The sequence below is a fragment of the Paenibacillus sp. Y916 genome, from assembly GCF_056786435.1.
The window spans coordinates 219,820-236,675 of record NZ_JBXCJA010000004.1 but is presented as its reverse complement, the minus strand read 5'-3'; the positions used below and the strand labels follow the sequence as shown (position 1 = coordinate 236,675).

Annotated in this window: 16 protein-coding genes and 2 tRNA genes; 16 read left to right on the top strand and 2 right to left on the bottom strand. The window is 41.1% G+C overall.

The genetic code is table 11. The annotated features are described in order from the left end of the window. Nucleotides 1-360 precede the first annotated feature (360 nt). From ilvB to AC1TO9_RS11775, 14 genes are all read left to right on the top strand, one after another. Nucleotides 361-2,103, top strand: a complete 1,743-nt coding sequence (gene ilvB, locus AC1TO9_RS11840; RefSeq protein ID WP_482055437.1) for a biosynthetic-type acetolactate synthase large subunit — start codon at nt 361-363, stop codon at nt 2,101-2,103. A 2-nt stretch (nt 2,104-2,105) separates the two neighbouring features. Further along, nucleotides 2,106-2,591: an acetolactate synthase small subunit gene (gene ilvN / locus AC1TO9_RS11835; RefSeq protein ID WP_482055438.1), complete on the top strand. Its 486-nt coding sequence runs from the start codon at nt 2,106-2,108 to the stop codon at nt 2,589-2,591. Between the two features lie 179 nt (nt 2,592-2,770). Further along, nucleotides 2,771-3,763 carry a ketol-acid reductoisomerase gene (gene ilvC / locus AC1TO9_RS11830; protein ID WP_482055439.1) on the top strand — a complete coding sequence of 331 codons (993 nt, stop codon included), beginning with the start codon at nt 2,771-2,773 and terminating at the stop codon, nt 3,761-3,763. 154 nt (nt 3,764-3,917) lie between these two features. Further along, nucleotides 3,918-5,459 carry a 2-isopropylmalate synthase gene (locus AC1TO9_RS11825; protein WP_482055440.1) on the top strand — a complete coding sequence of 514 codons (1,542 nt, stop codon included), beginning with the start codon at nt 3,918-3,920 and terminating at the stop codon, nt 5,457-5,459. Nucleotides 5,460-5,657: 198 nt separating this feature from the next. Beyond that, on the top strand, nt 5,658-6,737 hold the full coding sequence (gene leuB / locus AC1TO9_RS11820) for a 3-isopropylmalate dehydrogenase (RefSeq protein ID WP_482059261.1): 1,080 nt from the start codon (nt 5,658-5,660) through the stop codon (nt 6,735-6,737). A 318-nt stretch (nt 6,738-7,055) separates the two neighbouring features. Beyond that, the gene (locus AC1TO9_RS11815; protein WP_482059260.1) at nt 7,056-7,463 is read left to right on the top strand and encodes a hypothetical protein; all 408 of its coding nucleotides are present in this window, start codon (nt 7,056-7,058) and stop codon (nt 7,461-7,463) included. Nucleotides 7,464-7,700: 237 nt separating this feature from the next. Further along, nucleotides 7,701-8,804, top strand: a complete 1,104-nt coding sequence (locus tag AC1TO9_RS11810; protein ID WP_482059259.1) for an ATP-binding protein — start codon at nt 7,701-7,703, stop codon at nt 8,802-8,804. A gap of 166 nt (nt 8,805-8,970) precedes the next feature. Further along, complete coding sequence (locus AC1TO9_RS11805) at nt 8,971-9,939, top strand: AAA family ATPase (protein WP_482059258.1); 969 nt, start codon at nt 8,971-8,973, stop codon at nt 9,937-9,939. Between the two features lie 3 nt (nt 9,940-9,942). Beyond that, nucleotides 9,943-11,055: a DUF58 domain-containing protein gene (locus AC1TO9_RS11800; protein WP_482055445.1), complete on the top strand. Its 1,113-nt coding sequence runs from the start codon at nt 9,943-9,945 to the stop codon at nt 11,053-11,055. Then, nucleotides 11,052-12,410: a DUF4129 domain-containing protein gene (locus AC1TO9_RS11795; protein WP_482059257.1), complete on the top strand. Its 1,359-nt coding sequence runs from the start codon at nt 11,052-11,054 to the stop codon at nt 12,408-12,410. The genes AC1TO9_RS11800 and AC1TO9_RS11795 overlap by 4 nt, the downstream gene beginning before the upstream one ends. 471 nt (nt 12,411-12,881) lie before the next feature. Continuing rightward, on the top strand, nt 12,882-13,106 hold the full coding sequence (locus AC1TO9_RS11790) for a hypothetical protein (protein ID WP_482059256.1): 225 nt from the start codon (nt 12,882-12,884) through the stop codon (nt 13,104-13,106). Nucleotides 13,107-13,237: 131 nt separating this feature from the next. Next, nucleotides 13,238-14,197, top strand: coding sequence for an aldolase catalytic domain-containing protein (locus AC1TO9_RS11785; protein WP_482055448.1), 960 nt, complete (start codon nt 13,238-13,240; stop codon nt 14,195-14,197). Nucleotides 14,198-14,352: 155 nt separating this feature from the next. Next, nucleotides 14,353-14,426: transfer RNA gene (locus tag AC1TO9_RS11780), tRNA-Pro, on the top strand. A 15-nt stretch (nt 14,427-14,441) separates the two neighbouring features. After that, nucleotides 14,442-14,515: transfer RNA gene (locus tag AC1TO9_RS11775), tRNA-Gly, on the top strand. 110 nt (nt 14,516-14,625) lie between these two features. On the opposite strand, the gene AC1TO9_RS11770 is transcribed toward AC1TO9_RS11775, so the two are convergent. Together AC1TO9_RS11770 and AC1TO9_RS11765 are read right to left on the bottom strand one after the other, a co-directional pair. Beyond that, nucleotides 14,626-15,036, bottom strand: coding sequence for an ImmA/IrrE family metallo-endopeptidase (locus AC1TO9_RS11770; protein ID WP_482055449.1), 411 nt, complete (start codon nt 15,034-15,036; stop codon nt 14,626-14,628). A gap of 17 nt (nt 15,037-15,053) precedes the next feature. Beyond that, on the bottom strand, nt 15,054-15,476 hold the full coding sequence (locus tag AC1TO9_RS11765) for a helix-turn-helix domain-containing protein (protein WP_482059255.1): 423 nt from the start codon (nt 15,474-15,476) through the stop codon (nt 15,054-15,056). 293 nt (nt 15,477-15,769) lie between these two features. Between AC1TO9_RS11765 and AC1TO9_RS11760 the strand changes: the two genes are divergently transcribed. Both AC1TO9_RS11760 and AC1TO9_RS11755 read left to right on the top strand, forming a co-directional pair. Beyond that, on the top strand, nt 15,770-16,132 hold the full coding sequence (locus AC1TO9_RS11760; protein WP_482059254.1) for a hypothetical protein: 363 nt from the start codon (nt 15,770-15,772) through the stop codon (nt 16,130-16,132). A 210-nt stretch (nt 16,133-16,342) separates the two neighbouring features. Then, a complete protein-coding gene (locus AC1TO9_RS11755) occupies nt 16,343-16,855 on the top strand; it encodes a phage neck terminator protein (protein WP_482059253.1) in 513 nt (170 codons plus the stop codon). Nucleotide 16,856: the final 1 nt, after the last annotated feature.

The window sequence follows — 16,856 nt, the reverse complement described above, 5'->3', positions numbered from 1 at the left end:
ATTTTAACGAGTATATTTAATCAGCAATGAAGAGGACGAAGTTTTAAGGGCTCTTTTGTTCAGAGAGTGAGAGGAATTGCTGCAACCTCCACCAAAACCCCTTTTATACGAGCTCACCTCGGAGCTGTTCTCCTGAAAGGCAGGAATGCTTATTAGGGAGAATCGACTGGTCCACGTTATAGGGCTACAGGTATATTTAAGTATACTTGACAAGGCTTTGTGTTGCGAAATACAGGGCAAACATGGGTGGTACCACGGAAAATCTAACTTTTCGTCCCTCACACAGAGATAAGTCTGTAGTGGAGGATGGAAGGTTTTTTTGTTTCAAAATAATAACAATCTTGATTAGGAGGATGACTGATGAGCGAGAAAAACCCTGAACTGACGTCGATCGAGCAATTACGAGAGAAATGGATGAAACCGGAAGTCATTAGCGGCTCGGAAATATTGCTACGTAGCCTTCTTCTGGAGGATGTTGAATGTGTATTTGGTTATCCAGGAGGGGCAGTGCTTTACATTTACGATGCCATGTATAATTACAAAGAGTTCAAGCACTTATTGACTCGTCATGAACAAGGAGCGATTCATGCAGCAGATGGGTATGCACGTGCTAGCGGTAAGGTAGGTGTGTGTATTGCAACATCTGGACCAGGAGCAACTAACCTGGTGACAGGAATTGCTACAGCTTATATGGATTCTGTGCCTATGGTAGTTATTACGGGGAACGTTGCTACAACTTTAATCGGAACGGATGCTTTTCAAGAAGCTGACATTACAGGTATCACGCTACCGATTACCAAACATAGTTATCTAGTAAGAGATGTAGAAGACTTGCCTAGAGTGATTCATGAAGCATTTCATATAGCGAATACAGGACGTAAAGGTCCAGTGTTGATTGATATTCCTAAGGATGTATCAGCGGCTATGACGATGTTCAAGCCAAGTGAAACTACCAATGTACGTGGATATAGCCCACGCACTGTACCTAATAAGTTACAATTAGAGAAGCTAGCGGAAGCGATTAGTGAAGCAGAACGTCCTTATATATTAGCAGGTGGAGGCGTAATCTACTCAGGGGCTCACGATGAACTGTATGAATTTGCAACCCGCACTGGTATTCCAATTACGACGACACTTCTTGGACTTGGTGGATTTCCAAGCGGCCATGAATTATGGACGGGGATGCCAGGAATGCACGGTACCTACGCATCGAATAATGCGATTCAACAATGTGATCTTCTGATTAATATTGGAGCTCGGTTTGATGACCGGGTAACAGGCAAGTTGAATGGTTTTGCACCACATGCCAAAATTGTTCACATTGACATTGATCCTGCGGAGATTGGTAAGAATGTGGCGGTAGATATTCCTATTGTCGGCGATGTGAAGACTGTTCTTGAGCTGATCAATCCAATGGTGAGTCGTGCTAATAAAGCGGACGCTTGGAGAACTCTAATTCAACAATGGAAATTAGAATATCCTTTTAGATATACGGATTCAGAAGATGTATTGAAGCCACAATGGGTTATCGAAATGTTGAACGAAACAACCAAAGGTGAAGCAATAGTTACAACAGATGTAGGACAGCACCAAATGTGGGCAGCGCAGTACTACAAATTTAATAAGCCAAGATCATGGATTACTTCAGGTGGACTTGGTACGATGGGTTACGGTCTTCCTTCAGCGATCGGCGCACAGATGGCCCAACCAGAACGTCTCGTTATCTCCATAAACGGAGATGGAGGTATTCAAATGTGTTCGCAGGAACTAGCGATTTGTGCTATAAATAATATTCCTGTTAAAATTGTAATCATTAACAATCAGGTACTCGGTATGGTACGACAATGGCAAGAGCTAATATACGATAACCGGTATAGTCACATTGACCTTGCTGGAAGCCCTGATTTTGTGAAATTAGCCGAAGCTTATGGTGTGAAGGGTCTTCGGGCAACGACTAAAGAGGAAGCACGGATTGCATGGCAAGAAGCACTTGATACTCCAGGTCCAGTTCTATTGGATTTCGTAGTTAACAAGCATGAGAATGTATATCCGATGGTTACTCAAGGATCGACCATTGATCAAATGTTGATGGGGGATGAGTGAATATGAGTATGAGACATACGATTTCAATACTTGTAAATGATCAACCAGGCGTATTGCAAAGAGTCTCTGGACTTTTTGGAAGACGGGGGTTCAATATTGAAAGTATCACCGTTGGACAATCGGAAGAAGTTGGATTATCACGTATGGTTGTTGTAACACTTGGCGATGACAAGACACTTGAACAGATTGAGAAGCAGTTATATAAGTTAATCGATGTCATCAAAGTTATTAATTTGGGTTCCAAACCAATGGTGGGTCGTGAACTAGCTCTAATTAAAGTGAAAGCTGAAACATCTGAACGCCCGGAAATTCTAGGGGTAGTGGAGACGTTCCGTGCATCCGTAGTAGATATTGGTTCGAATAGTTTGATGGTCCAAGTGGTTGGAGATTCGGGTAAAATAGATGCTATGATTGAATTGTTAACACCCTATGGTATCCGTGAACTATCTCGAACTGGCGTTACAGCAATGACTCGTGGAAACGTGTAGTATGAGTATGAAAAAATAGAGACCCGCTTTTAAAGAGCGGGCGTTTGAGAGGTTCACAGGGGTCACTGGAAGTGAATCTTTGAAACACCCGTTCTTTAAAGTTGAATTCAAAATTGATATATGACAATTTTGAATTCATCATAGAGGGTTCTTTAAAAATTAAAGGAGGACTAATAAACATGGCAGTTACAACTTATTATGAGCAAGATGCAGATCTTAACGTATTGAAAGGAAAGACGGTAGCGGTGATTGGTTATGGTAGCCAAGGACACGCACAAGCACAAAACCTACGCGATAGTGGCGTGAATGTGGTTATCGGACTTCGTGAAGGTAAATCATCCGTGAAAGCTAAAAATGATGGCTTCGAGGTTCTTTCAGTAGCTGAAGCAACTCGTCGTGCAGATGTCGTACAAATTCTTATGCCTGATGAAACACAAGCTTCTGTATACAATAATGAGATTAAACCAAATCTTAAATCAGACGCTACACTAATGTTCTCTCATGGTTTCAATATTCATTTCGGACAAATTGTTGCTCCAGAAGGAAATGACGTGCTTCTAGTAGCACCTAAATCACCTGGTCATATGGTTCGTCGTACTTATGAAGAAGGATTTGGTGTTCCTGGATTGATCGCTATTGAGCAAGATGCAACAGGTAGAGCACAACAAATCGGCTTAGCTTATGCTAAAGGAATTGGTTGTACACGTGCTGGTGTTATCGAGACTTCATTCCGTGAAGAAACAGAAACAGATCTATTCGGTGAACAAGCTGTTCTATGTGGTGGAGTGACAGCATTAATTAAAGCAGGATTTGAAACTTTAACTGAAGCTGGGTATGCACCTGAAATGGCTTATTTCGAATGTCTACACGAAATGAAATTGATCGTAGACATGATTTATGAAGGTGGTATGGCTAGTATGCGTGATTCGATTTCGAACACTGCAGAATATGGTGATTATGTAACTGGATCGCGTGTAATCACAGAAGATACGAAGAAGGCAATGAAGGAAGTATTGAATGATATCCAACAAGGTAAATTCGCACGTGACTTTATTCTTGAGAACCAATCTAATAATGCGTTCATGAATGCAACACGTCGCAATGAAGCTAATCATCCAATTGAAGTAGTTGGATCGCAGTTGCGTGAAATGATGCACTGGAGTAAGAAATAGTACAGCAACTGCATGCCTTGTGCTAGATATATGCTTTAAGGCATTGGAGTAATAAAGTGATAAAGGTATTCCAATGCGGTCGTGCACATATGCGTGATCCGCATTGGAATTTCTTTCATAGTTACGATTTATACTTGTGAAGGAGGTGTCGGTTATGCGGAAAATTTATATTTTTGACACCACGCTAAGAGATGGTGAGCAGTCTCCAGGTGTGAATTTGAATGCGCGTGAGAAGGTGGAAATTGCCCTCCAACTTGAAAGGTTAGGAATCGATCGAATGGAAGCAGGTTTTCCAGCCGCATCCCCTGGTGATCTTGCAGCGGTAAATGCCGTCGCTAAAGCCGTTAAGGATGTGTCGGTCATCGGACTTAGCCGCTCACGGGAAACAGATATTGATGCTGTTCGTGAAGCGTTGATCGGAGCTCAGGATCCTTGTATACACATTTTCCTAGCAACTTCACCGATTCATAGAAAGTACAAACTACGGATGGAAAAGTCACAAGTACTAGAAACTGCACAATCTGCGCTAAGATATGCTAGTAAGTATTTCTCCAAGATTGAATTTTCACTAGAGGATGCGGGTCGCACGGAATATGACTTCATGGCTGAGATGGTTAGTATGGCCATTAAAGAAGGCGCATCTGTCGTTAACATTCCAGATACGGTCGGCTATTTGAATCCATCTGAATATGGAGCGATCTTCAAGTTTCTCAAAGAAAATGTTCCGGATATTGAGAAGATTCAATTGAGTGCGCATTGTCATAACGATCTTGGTATGGCTACGGCCAATACATTGGCGGCCATTCAGAACGGTGCAGACCAGATTGAAGGGACGATTAATGGGATTGGTGAACGTGCAGGGAATACGGCCATTGAGGAAGTGGCTATGGCGTTAGCTACACGTGAATCATTCTTTAATGCTACAACGGGTCTTCAATTGACTGAGATTGCTCGTACAAGTCGTTTAATTAGTAAATTAACAGGCATGGTTGTTCCTGGAAACAAGGCGATTGTAGGAGCGAATGCGTTCGCTCATGAATCAGGAATCCATCAAGACGGTATGCTCAAAGAGAAAACTACTTATGAAATAATGACGCCAGAATCCATTGGTCTGAAGGAGAGTAAGCTCGTTCTTGGTAAGCACTCAGGGCGGCATGCATTCCGGGAGAAGCTAATCGACTTAGGTTATGAGTTGGATGATCAACGCTTGAATGATACTTTTGCTAAATTCAAAGACCTTGCAGATAAGAAGAAGGAAGTATCTGATGATGATCTACTTGCTCTGTTAGAAGAAAGACTTGTGGATACACCAGAAGTATTTAAGCTTGAAACACTTTATGTAACATACGGAAATGAGTCGACTCCAACCGCAAAAGTACGTATCGTGAAGGAACAGGATCAAGTAATTATCGAAGAGGCAGAAGGTAATGGATCTGTAGATGCGATCTATAATGCCATCGATAAAGCAACACAGGAAGATGTAACACTCTCAGATTATTCGATAAAGTCAGTTTCTCATGGGAAGGATGCACTTGGAGAAGTGCATGTGCTACTAACCCAAAATGATGTTGCTGCACAGGGACGAGGATTGAGCACAGATATTCTAGAGGCCAGTGCGCGTGCTTATGTGGATGCATTGAATCAACTGTTAGATAAACGTAAGACCTTTAGTAATCGTGAAAATGTGAACCTGTAGTCATTGCATTGAACTAAGACACGATAAATGCGGCTCTGTCATGGCTTATCATCGACAGGAGCTGCATCTTCGTGTGTCTTATAGGCATAAACTATCAATCTCATAGATTCTATATCTTTGTCAAATCAATATGAAGTATGATACAACAATATATAGGTGAAATACAACAGTGCAGATGATAAAAGAGGAGCGATAATAATGTCTGAAGTAAAGAAAATAGCGGTTATTTCTGGAGACGGAATTGGACCTGAAGTTGTTGCAGAAGCAGAAAAGGTATTGAAACGTACAGAAGAACTGTTTGGATATTCTTTCGAAACGGAGCATGCATTATTCGGTGGAATCGCGATTGATCAATTGGGAACACCGCTTCCACAACATACATTGGATGTTTGTAAGAATGCAGATGCTGTTCTACTGGGAGCAGTTGGCGGACCTCAATGGGATAACAACCCTAAGGAACTTCGACCTGAGACTGGATTGCTCGGTATTCGTAAAGAACTTGGACTTTTCTCTAATCTTCGCCCAGCTGTCGTATTTGATTGTTTGAAAGATGCTTCCACATTGAAACCTGAAGTTCTTGAAGGAACGGACCTAATGGTCGTACGCGAATTAACAGGTGGTATCTATTTCGGTGAGAAATTGAGACGCCAAGGTGAACATGGTGAGGAAGCAGTAGATACATGTGTTTATAATGTAGTAGAAATCGAGCGAATCGTTCGTCAGGCTTTTGAAATTGCTCAGAAGAGACGTAAGAAGCTTGCATCTGTTGATAAAGCGAACGTTCTTGAAACATCCCGCCTATGGCGTGAAGTTGTGAACCGTGTAGCTCCGGAATACCCAGATGTAGAGTTGGAACACATTCTAGTAGATAACTGTGCAATGCAACTACTGCGTCGCCCATCAAGTTTTGACGTTATCGTTACAGAGAATATGTTCGGTGATATTCTGAGTGATGAAGCAGCGATGCTGACGGGATCTATCGGTATGTTATCTTCAGCTTCAATGGGAGAAGGAAGCTACGGTTTGTATGAACCAGTCCATGGTTCTGCACCAGACATTGCTGGACAACAATTGGCTAACCCCATTGCAACGATTCTATCCCTTGCATTGATGTTCCGTCTAACATTCGGATACGAAGATGCTGCCAACTCCATCGAGGCTGCGGTAGAAGAAGTATTGGATGCAGGTCATCGTACTAGTGATATCGCGGTGGATAAGAGTAAGGCGATCAGCACGAGTCAAATGGGTGATTTAATACTAGCTGCAATGAAGAAATAGTCTATTTATAATAAATATAAAATAATAACTCCTATAATATTGACTTTGTTTTCGGTGAATGATAACATTTATAAAGCAGAAATCAACGAAGAAGCTTGCTAGTGATTACGGTATCCTTATCGAAGAAGAAGAAGGTATTGCACTTCGTGGATTGTTCTTTTTTGAATAGCCTTTTTGATAAATTACTTACTGTGAAACTCCCTCTTATCTGGCTATGTAGTGCCAGGTAAGGGGGTTTTTCATAAAAAAGAGGAATTGTTAACCTGTTGAACGAATATTTTAAAGCAAGAAAGAAGAAATCGAGGAGGGTGAGCGATCATGAGTTTTTGCTGTGGAGCGAGTATGGTTGGTACGAAGGGGACCCTAAAGCATTACCGCACTCAAGTCCATAATGTTCCCCTACTTCTGTGTCCAGTTTGCCAGCGGGTGGAGGTTCATTATAAGGTAGAGAATGAATATGAAATCCTTGCAGAATATGCACATGGGGACGGCGCATTCGAGGTTGACTTTCAAGATTATGTAACAGAAGATGAGGATGAAATTTTCGAGAATGTTGTTAACCGTGAAACTGAGGATCCAAATCATATCGTTCAGAATCAGATTGACATGGCTTTGGATTTACTCGTTGTTGCGAAGAAGATGGAAGATGAGAAGTGGGAAAGAGAACTTAAAACAAGACTTGCAGTGATGAGTCAGCGTAGAATTCGTCTTCGACATAAGACTTAACAATAGTATTAAATATATGGAATTATATTAGGGGACTCGCTTATGCGGAGGTCCCTTTTTTTTGTTTTGGTATTATATTTGAAAGGAACCCTTTATCTTATCTTTTTCGACAGAATTTCTGATTGACGTTCTTCTAATAGTCTGTCTATGATTGGTATGTGATGAAATATGGAAATAAATGAAAATATTCTTATTACTTAGTTGATGTTCACTTTCAATGAAGAGGGAGGAATAAAGTTGAGAGAAGTCCAAGATACATTATTAAGATCTCCTCAGGATTTTCAATCATCACAACTATTAAAGAATAAGTATGAGAATGTATTAGAACATCTTGATAGTGGAATTATTCTTTTTAATAGCTATGGAATACTTACGTTTATTAATGTGCAGATGGCCAAGCTTTTTGAAATATCTCGTTCATCTTTAATAGGTTGTTCTTTAATAGAAATATTAAGACATCCGCAGTTAAGTCGACTAAATAAGAGAAAATTATTGCGGATCTACAGGGAAACGATCTTTCTACGTAAAGGACATCATGAACTTCGTGATGAACGGGGGCGTGATTGGTTGCTCACAGTAACGTACGGAGATCAAATGGATGGTGACTTTTTACTGAGCGCTAAGGATGTCTCGGATTACAAACAAATTGAAGAGTCAGCATATCAGAATGATAAACTAGCTATGTTGGGTAAAATATCGGCTTCCATTGCACATGAAATTAGAAATCCATTGACAGCGATACGTGGATTTATCCAATTATTACGCCCTAACTTACTTCAGCTGGGAAAAGATGAATATGCAAAAATCATTTTAATGGAAATCGATCGGGCGAATGACATCATATGTGAATTTCTAAACTCATCTAAGCCAACAGCTCCTCAAATGTCTGTTATTAATGTCTCATCGTTGTTGAAGCAAGTGGTCTTGCTTACGGAGAGCGAAGCGTTAATGAAAGGTTGCCAAATTATCCTTCATGAAGTAATAGAATCTGCTTATATATCGGTTGATGTGAAGCAAATAAAGCAAGTCATATTAAATATTATTAAAAATGCCATGGATGCGATTGATGGTTTGAGTCATGATCACGTTGGAATGATCCAAATACATGTTGAAGTTCTTAACGATCATGTGCGGATTAACATAGCTGATAATGGGAAGGGAATGGATCAGAACTCATTGGCGCGCTTGTTTGAACCATTCTTTACTACAAAGGAAAGTGGAACAGGTCTTGGACTCTCCGTGAGTTATAGAATTATTAAAAATCATAGTGGTATCATTGCTGTGGAAAGCACCTTAGGAGAAGGAACGCAATTTATGATATCGTTACCCTGTGCTAGGTAAAGAAGAATATGAATGCGTTAAGTTATATCTTCCATTAGAATTCCTCTACATACATCATAAGATGAAACCATGGCGGTTGAATGATATAATTATTATGAACAGTGTTTAATTATGATTATATCATTGGCAACAACGTTGTAAGCGATTACTAGAGGAGATGGAGATAATGGAAGTTCAACAGATTCAGGAGTTAGCTAATAAGTTGAAGGAAAATGTTAGTCGAGTTATTGTGGGGAAAGAAGAGGCAGTGGAATTACTGTTAACAGCCATCATAGCTTCGGGACATGTGCTACTTGAAGACGTGCCGGGAACAGGCAAGACGTTATTAGCGAAGACATTGTCGAATTCAATGGCATGTTCTTTTCAAAGGATTCAATTTACGCCAGATCTACTTCCTTCTGATTTAACAGGAATTCACTTCTACAATCAAAAAGAAGGGGATTTCAACTTCCGTCCAGGTCCGCTGTTCGCCAATATGGTGCTCGCTGATGAGATTAATCGTGCTACTCCCCGCACACAAGCAAGTTTACTCGAGTGTATGGAGGAACGGCAAATCAGTGTTGATGGTGAGACGCATATTCTTGGACGACCCTTTATAGTAATAGCTACTCAGAATCCGATAGATAATCAGGGGACATTCCCACTGCCGGAAGCACAGATGGATCGATTCATGCTTAGAATGAAGTTAGGGTATCCTTCTGAGAATGAAGGGGTTGAAATATTGAAGCGAACGACATCTTCAGTGGTTAGCCAGAAATTGAACTCTGTAGTCACTCAGCAAGAAATTGTAGATGCGCAGTCTTCCTATATGGCAGTAAAGGTACATGAGGATCTCCTCCGTTATATTACTCAGATCGCTGAGGCTACTAGAAAACATGCAGATATATCGCTTGGGGTAAGTCCACGTGGGACACAGGCTTTGCTTCGGGCTACCCAGGCATTCGCCGCTGTAAGAGGTAGGGATTATGTTCTTCCAGATGATATCAAATATATGGTGCCTAGTGTGTTGTCCCATAGATTAGTATTTAGAAATCGTCTTGCACAACAGGAAGGACGAGCAGAAGTGCTCCTGCAGGAAGTAATACAACATATTGCAGTGCCGAGCGAAGACCAATTAGAAAGCAGTGTGAAGTGATCTATGGCTTTTGTATGGTTGTGCTTTGCCGGCATCCTGGTCATTCTGATCCAAGTTGCTATATTGGGTGTTCCGGTGTTGCGACATATCTCTTACTCTCGTCATTTGAACAAAGATTATTGCTATGCGGGTGATTCACTAGAGATGGTAGAGATCATTCTCAATGAAAAAAGATTGCCTGTCATTTGGCTTCGTTTGGAGGCTATGCTGCCTGCTTCCTTTTTATTTCAATCCCAAGAGGTCATGCAGATCAGTAAAGGTAGTATATATCAGAATCATCGAAGTGTATTTACGCTCAAGCCCTATAATAAAATTACGAGGCATCATCCATTCATAGCACAGAACCGAGGAGTGTACATATTAGAGACGGTATCCATGTCAGGTGGAGATTTATTCGGTTTATTCTCTAATACAAAGTTAGTGCCTGTGAATGCTTCATTATCGGTCTACCCTACTTTGCTATCGATCGACGATATGCCGTCATCCTATCGAACCTGGCAAGGAGAACTGGAAGTGTCACGTTGGGTAGTGGAGGACCCATTTCTTATATTAGGTACGAGAGAGTATTCGGGAAATGATCCGATGAATCGAATTCATTGGAAAGCAAGTGCTCGGACAGGCCAGCTACAGGTGTATAAACAAGGATATACGGCTGATCCAGAGGTGATCGTATATGTTAACGTCCAGGTTAATGCTGAAATGTGGAATGTGGTCTCTGATCCGGAAATGGTGGAACGAGCATTATCTTATGCAGCAACGGCAGCCTCATATCTTATCCAGCAAGGGATGAAGGTAGGGTTTGGGCATAATGCGATTCATCATACGAAGTCTGTACAAGCTATACGAATTCAACCTGGGTACGGTAAAGCTCATTTGGACGACATATTGAAGGCAATGGCAGAAGTACAGATGAAGTGTCTCCAACCTTTTGAACAATTTCTGAAAGACGAGTTAGAATTAAGAAATGAAGGGGAGACTTGGGATTATTTACTGATCACAGGTCATGTATCTGAACAAATAGAAGAGCAAGTATGGAGACTTCGTTCTCGGGGTAATTCTGTTATGGTTCTTCCCATTCATGCTGAGATGCCATCAGGCAAGGAGGCCATTGCATGAACTTGAGAACAGGGATAAATAGATTTAGCGTATTATCTAGGGCTGTCTTTTTTGAATTGGTAGCTTTCTACTCTTTTATTCTAATTATAAGTCAATATATCGCGCTGCAGCCATCCATATATACTGCTGGCTTGATGTGGATCGGTGGGATGGTTGGGATTGCGTCTACCCTTTTTATAGGAGCTAGACATCGCTGGCTAAGTTACTTCTGCATACTGCTTGTAGGAGGGGTGGCTTTTGCGATTTCTGGTCAAGGTAGCATGACTATAAGCGCCTGGATCATAGGGTTGGTAGTCACTATCATATCTTTTAGAGGAAGTAAACTCGGTAATGATAATCGGGAATGGGTATTTCCCCTCAAATATCAATTAGCAGGCATTGGCTGCACGTTAGTCCTGTCGATGTTTGCTACGAAACTATCCTTGTCTCCTTGGGAAGCAGGTTTGCTATATATAGCGGGTGTCATCTCACTCTCTTCATGGTTACTTCGTCTGAATTCTGAGCAGGTTAGCCGAGAGGTATCGAGTGAGTCTCTTCAACAGGGGCCACTAAAAGGGTTGGTAAAAGTGAATCGCAACTGGAGTGTCGTTACTCTAGTGGTGATGTTAGTCTTTGGAGCATTTACACAATTAAGTCAAGGTTTCTATTGGTTATGGATTCAATTTGCTAATTGGTTAAACAACATATTATCCAGTACGAATGAGCCTGTTACGGATAATATGAGTCCTCCGCCAGAGATGATGGAAAATCCGTTTATGCTGGATGGTGAACTTCCGACAGAAGCTGGACCGTCGATATGGATGGATATTCTATACTGGATAGTAGGAATTCTTCTACTATTACTTGTTCTGTTTGCACTCTATAAGTTAGTCCGTTTTGTCTTTTTGAAAATAGGAGAGTTACTGGCGAAGTTTGGAGCTAGGGTTGAATCACCCCGTAAACAATGTGATGATCAACATATTTACTTGGATACGGTTGAGAAGATTGAGGTTAAACGGCGTTCACGTTCATTTAGACGCAAGAATAATCCGCCTCCAGAAGATCATCATGGGAAGGTTCGTTACTACTACCAGGACATGGTTAGAACAGCAATTAAACAGGGATTAGTGTACTCTACATCTCAAACTCCCAATGAAGTTGCGGAGGAGATACAGGGGATATATGAGACACAGGGAATGCAAGGGGAACAAGAGACAATAAAGACACTAAAGGCACAAGTTCAGAAGAATAAGGGTGCTACGCTGTCTCCCTCGGTGGTGCAAGACGTAACCTCACTTTACAATGAAGTCCGCTATGGAGGCAAAGTAATTCAGGAGCACCAATTGCAGAGCGTGATCGATCGCTTGAAGAAATAAGAAAGCTTCCAATAGTAGATATAGTGGATACCGATGGAATGAATCAAAGAGGAACAGCTATTTTTGGATTGTGGAAAAGTAAGTGGGTAGGAAGGGAATGAGGTTGAAGCGTAAACTCGCTGCAATCTCATTCCTTTTGATATACTAGAATAGATGTATAAAGTACATTTAAATAGCAGGAAAAGTAGCGTAAGAGAGAATTAGTTGCAAATCTACACTTAGAAATGGCGATAACGCTGAAAAGTGGAATTTCCAGTAATTTAGATGTAGATTTTGCAATTAAAATTAGCTGAAGAGGATAAAGGCTGAATTTAGTTGTACAAAATGCAACTGCGTGCCTAGTGAAGCTAGGTACATGTAACCGAGGAAGGATCGGTCGAGGTAAGGGCACCGAAAGGCAGTTTTTTTATTCTGACGTTTCTGTAATTGTTCTACTCATTTTTTGTTTCCGCACGATGTATTCACACCCCGTTGAAGCTCATAGTGTACGATATTCTTGCCTTCCGCTTTCGGTTACAGCAACAAAGTAATCCTCCATTCTTTACACCACTTGGCTTCGGAGATTGGAGATCATCGGTTGCCCTTTTAACCGGTTCTGTGGCGAAGGAAGTAGTCGTATCTACGATGGGTAATCTAAACAAGGGTGAAGTAGGGGAAGGTTCGACACAACTGATTGCGTCACTTCAGACTTATTAAGAAACTCCGAATTGTTCATGTGTACATAATGATACTGAATAATACGCTGCAATGAACCGCTTACCCTTTACATTGAGATCGGCATTCTAGTATGATGGGATAATATTGTATAGGTGAGGGGAGTTAGAAATATGAAGTTGAATCAAAGTAAAATTGTAGATTGCACCATTCGTGATGGAGGTCTAGTTAATAATTGGGACTTCAGTGTTGAATTTGTCCAGAAACTATATGCAGGCTTGAATGAAGCTGGTGTTGATTATATGGAGATTGGCTATAAGAACTCTCCTAAATTGCTTAAGGGCGCAGAGCAAGCAGGTCCTTGGAGATTCCTAGACGATGAATTCCTTCGTAAAGTCATTCCTCAGAAGGGAACTACGAAATTATCTGCATTAGTCGATATCGGACGTGTGGATGAGAACGATATTCCAGATCGCTCAGAGAGCATGATTGATCTTATTCGTGTAGCTTGTTACGTCAAGGACGTTGATAAAGCACTTCAGCTTGTTCAAACATTCCATGATCGTGGTTATGAGACGACAATTAATATTATGGCTCTATCCAATGTAATGGAGCATGAATTACTTGAAGCATTCGCGATGATTAAAGAGAGCGTCGTTGATGTAGTTTATATTGTAGATTCTTACGGAAGTTTGGATCATAAAGATATTAAATTTTTGGTAGAGAAGTTCCAGACTCATTTGCCAAATAAACGTCTTGGTATTCATGCCCACAATAACCTTCAACTAGCGTTCGCGAACACAGCGCTTGCTTCGGAGTGCGGTGTTGAAATGTTAGATGCTTCCGTGTACGGTATGGGTCGTGCAGCAGGGAATTGTCCTACCGAGCTACTCGTTTCACAACTAAAGAACACACAATACAAGCTACGTCCTGTATTAGATGTGATCGAACAACTCATGATTCCTTTACGTGAAAAGGAAGAGTGGGGATATATCATCCCTTACATGATTACGGGATCTCTAGATGAGCATCCACGTTCTGCTATGGCTCTAAGAGCGACGAAAGACAAAGACAAATCAGCTGACTTCTATGATAAATTAATGTCTCCTGAAGTGACATTCGAACAGAAATAAATGAATGAATGAATTTATAAAGGCGTATCCAATGAGAATATGATTGGATACGCCTTTTTTATAACTATTCGTAATTTTATGGTTGCAATGTATAGGAATTCGTGGTATATTATTTCTCGTACTCTTAAAGATTTTTATTGAAGTAAGATAGATAACGGGACGTAGCTCAGCTTGGTAGAGCACCTGGTTTGGGTCCAGGGGGTCGCATGTTCGAATCGTGTCGTCCCGATCTTTAATTATTTATGCGGGTGTAGTTCAATGGTAGAACTTCAGCCTTCCAAGCTGATAGCGTGGGTTCGATTCCCATCACCCGCTCCAAATATACAACTTCGAAGCCCTTGATAATCAAGGGCTTTTTTTGTTTGCTTATTTTCACATAATACCGCCAGCAAGGAACGTATGTTCTATTTTTGGGCGTGCGAAACAAGCTAATAATAGAATGGATACACTTCTTCAGGTATATGATTTCGTTGTAAGAAATGTTGGACGGATTCATTAGGCAACAGGGTATCGGTTGCCGTTAAAAGATGAACCGCAAACCGATTAGCCTGTCGTTCGTATCTCCCCGCATGAAAGAAAGAATGCTCATCTATGAAGAAACGATTAATCCCTTTATGAAGGCGATCATGGCCTAATTCATGTGCGCAAATAAAACGTTGCCATTCAGGTGAAAGCTGATTATGTAATATAATGAATCTCCGACGAAGTGTTCTATGATATATCCCCCGCGTGTGATTACCCAGATCAGCATAACGAATGGAAATGTTCATGTTGAGGGCGATGGCAAAGGGATCATTCGTTTTATATTTGCGAATAAGTTTATTAACAAGTTCATCCATAGCATTCACCCTAACCGTTAGTCTTTGTTATTTTGTCTTTGTTCTTGACCTATTCTACGAGCTTCTTTGTTCATATGCTTGGCCTCCCAGAACAATCCCGTGAGTACATCTTTAATTTTGCGCTTATCTTCTCCGTTAAGTGGTATTCCATCAAACATTAATTCCCCATCATCTTCAAGCATCTTCTTAAAGTCTCTTTTATCCTTGTATGTGGCCCATTCGGGCAATGTGTTCGCGTCATAGGTCTGTTCCTCAATCAGTAGTGAGAGATTGATATGAAGTGCGTTCGCTATAGATTTCAACGTATCTACACTAGGGTTGTAACGATTTCGTTCGATATCCGCTAAATAGGAGCGGGACAAGTTAGCTTGTTCAGCTAGCTCAGCTTGTGTAAGTTTTTTTAATTTGCGTTGTTCTTTGATTCGATCCCCGATACTCACCTTGTCCACTCCCTCATCTATTGTCGGGATTACCGACATGTATAACCTATTATAACGATGTGAAGACGGATATACAATACTATTGTATGTCGTATATACCAGTAAACACAAGATAATAGTCGTGAATTAACGACAAAACCTACAAAATCAACCTAAAACGATCCAATTCAGTCTAATATGGGCTTTTACAAAATGTCGTGATTACCTTACATTAATTACACAAGGTAAGTATTGGAACTTCACTTAATACCATTTGATCCTTTATATCAATACGAGTTGTAGGAGGTTATATGATGAACTCTGTTTTATTGGCAGTTACTAAAAATGACAAGCAAGCTACGAAAGCACTTTTGAGAGATTACCCTAAGATGTGTCAGATGATTACGGGATTGTCCCATAAACAGGAGCTAACGCTGCAAGAGGAGCAAGTGAGTAAGGCGTACAAGCATTTAGTTGAGCATATTCAACTAGCACACGCCCTTATATTAGATGATGAAGTGAAACGGATTATAGACCATAGGTATTTCAAGTCAAGGAGCTATGTTCTTACATCTATACAATTTCGGAGCATCATGAGTGAGCGGACTGTAGATCGTAGGCTGGAGAAGGGGATAACCATGATCACAGAAAGCTTGAAACTTTGGGGAGTGATTTAGAACAATGACGGTAAACTGGCGGCAACGTGACAGTCTTCTGGCGGGGGTTCGAAGATATAGTAGATTCATAGAGAGGAACACTCTCGGGTGTATCTGCTACCCCTTATCGTTGCAGAACTCGGCTGTGCTGTGGGTCAGATCATTGACCTTAGACGTGAATCGTCAAGGGTGCGGTGCGGGGGAAAGGAGGTAAGACCACTCTATGGTTTGTTGAAGTTAAAGTTACGAAGAAAGGAGGATCCTATGCTTGCATTGGAGACTATTCGTACGATTATTATCGAGGGGTTATCTGCTCACCTCGATAACGAAGTCAATGTAACGGTTGGAACGATTGGCAATTTAACAGGTGGACTGGTTACCTGCGAATTCTCAGATGTGTTCCATAGTAGTCGTGGGTTTCCCGTTGTCATGCAAGTGGGAGATAAGCTCGTTAAGACAGAGACGGTACATTTCACGATGACGTTCTTATCTTTCGCTGACGACAAGGCAATCCGCACACACAATGCATGTGCCGCTCGGGAATGGTTTAAGTCAGAGGGACATGTAGAACTGAAAGAAAAGGTTAATGTGGTTGTAGCGAAAGTAGGATCAGTAAGCAATCGAGATATTCAGAACGGTACGGTATGGGAGCGTCGTGAAGGATTTGACGTGGAGTTCCGAACGTTGGATATCTTGGAATCAGATTTAGAATGGATACAACAAACAAAAATTCAGAGGAGTTGAG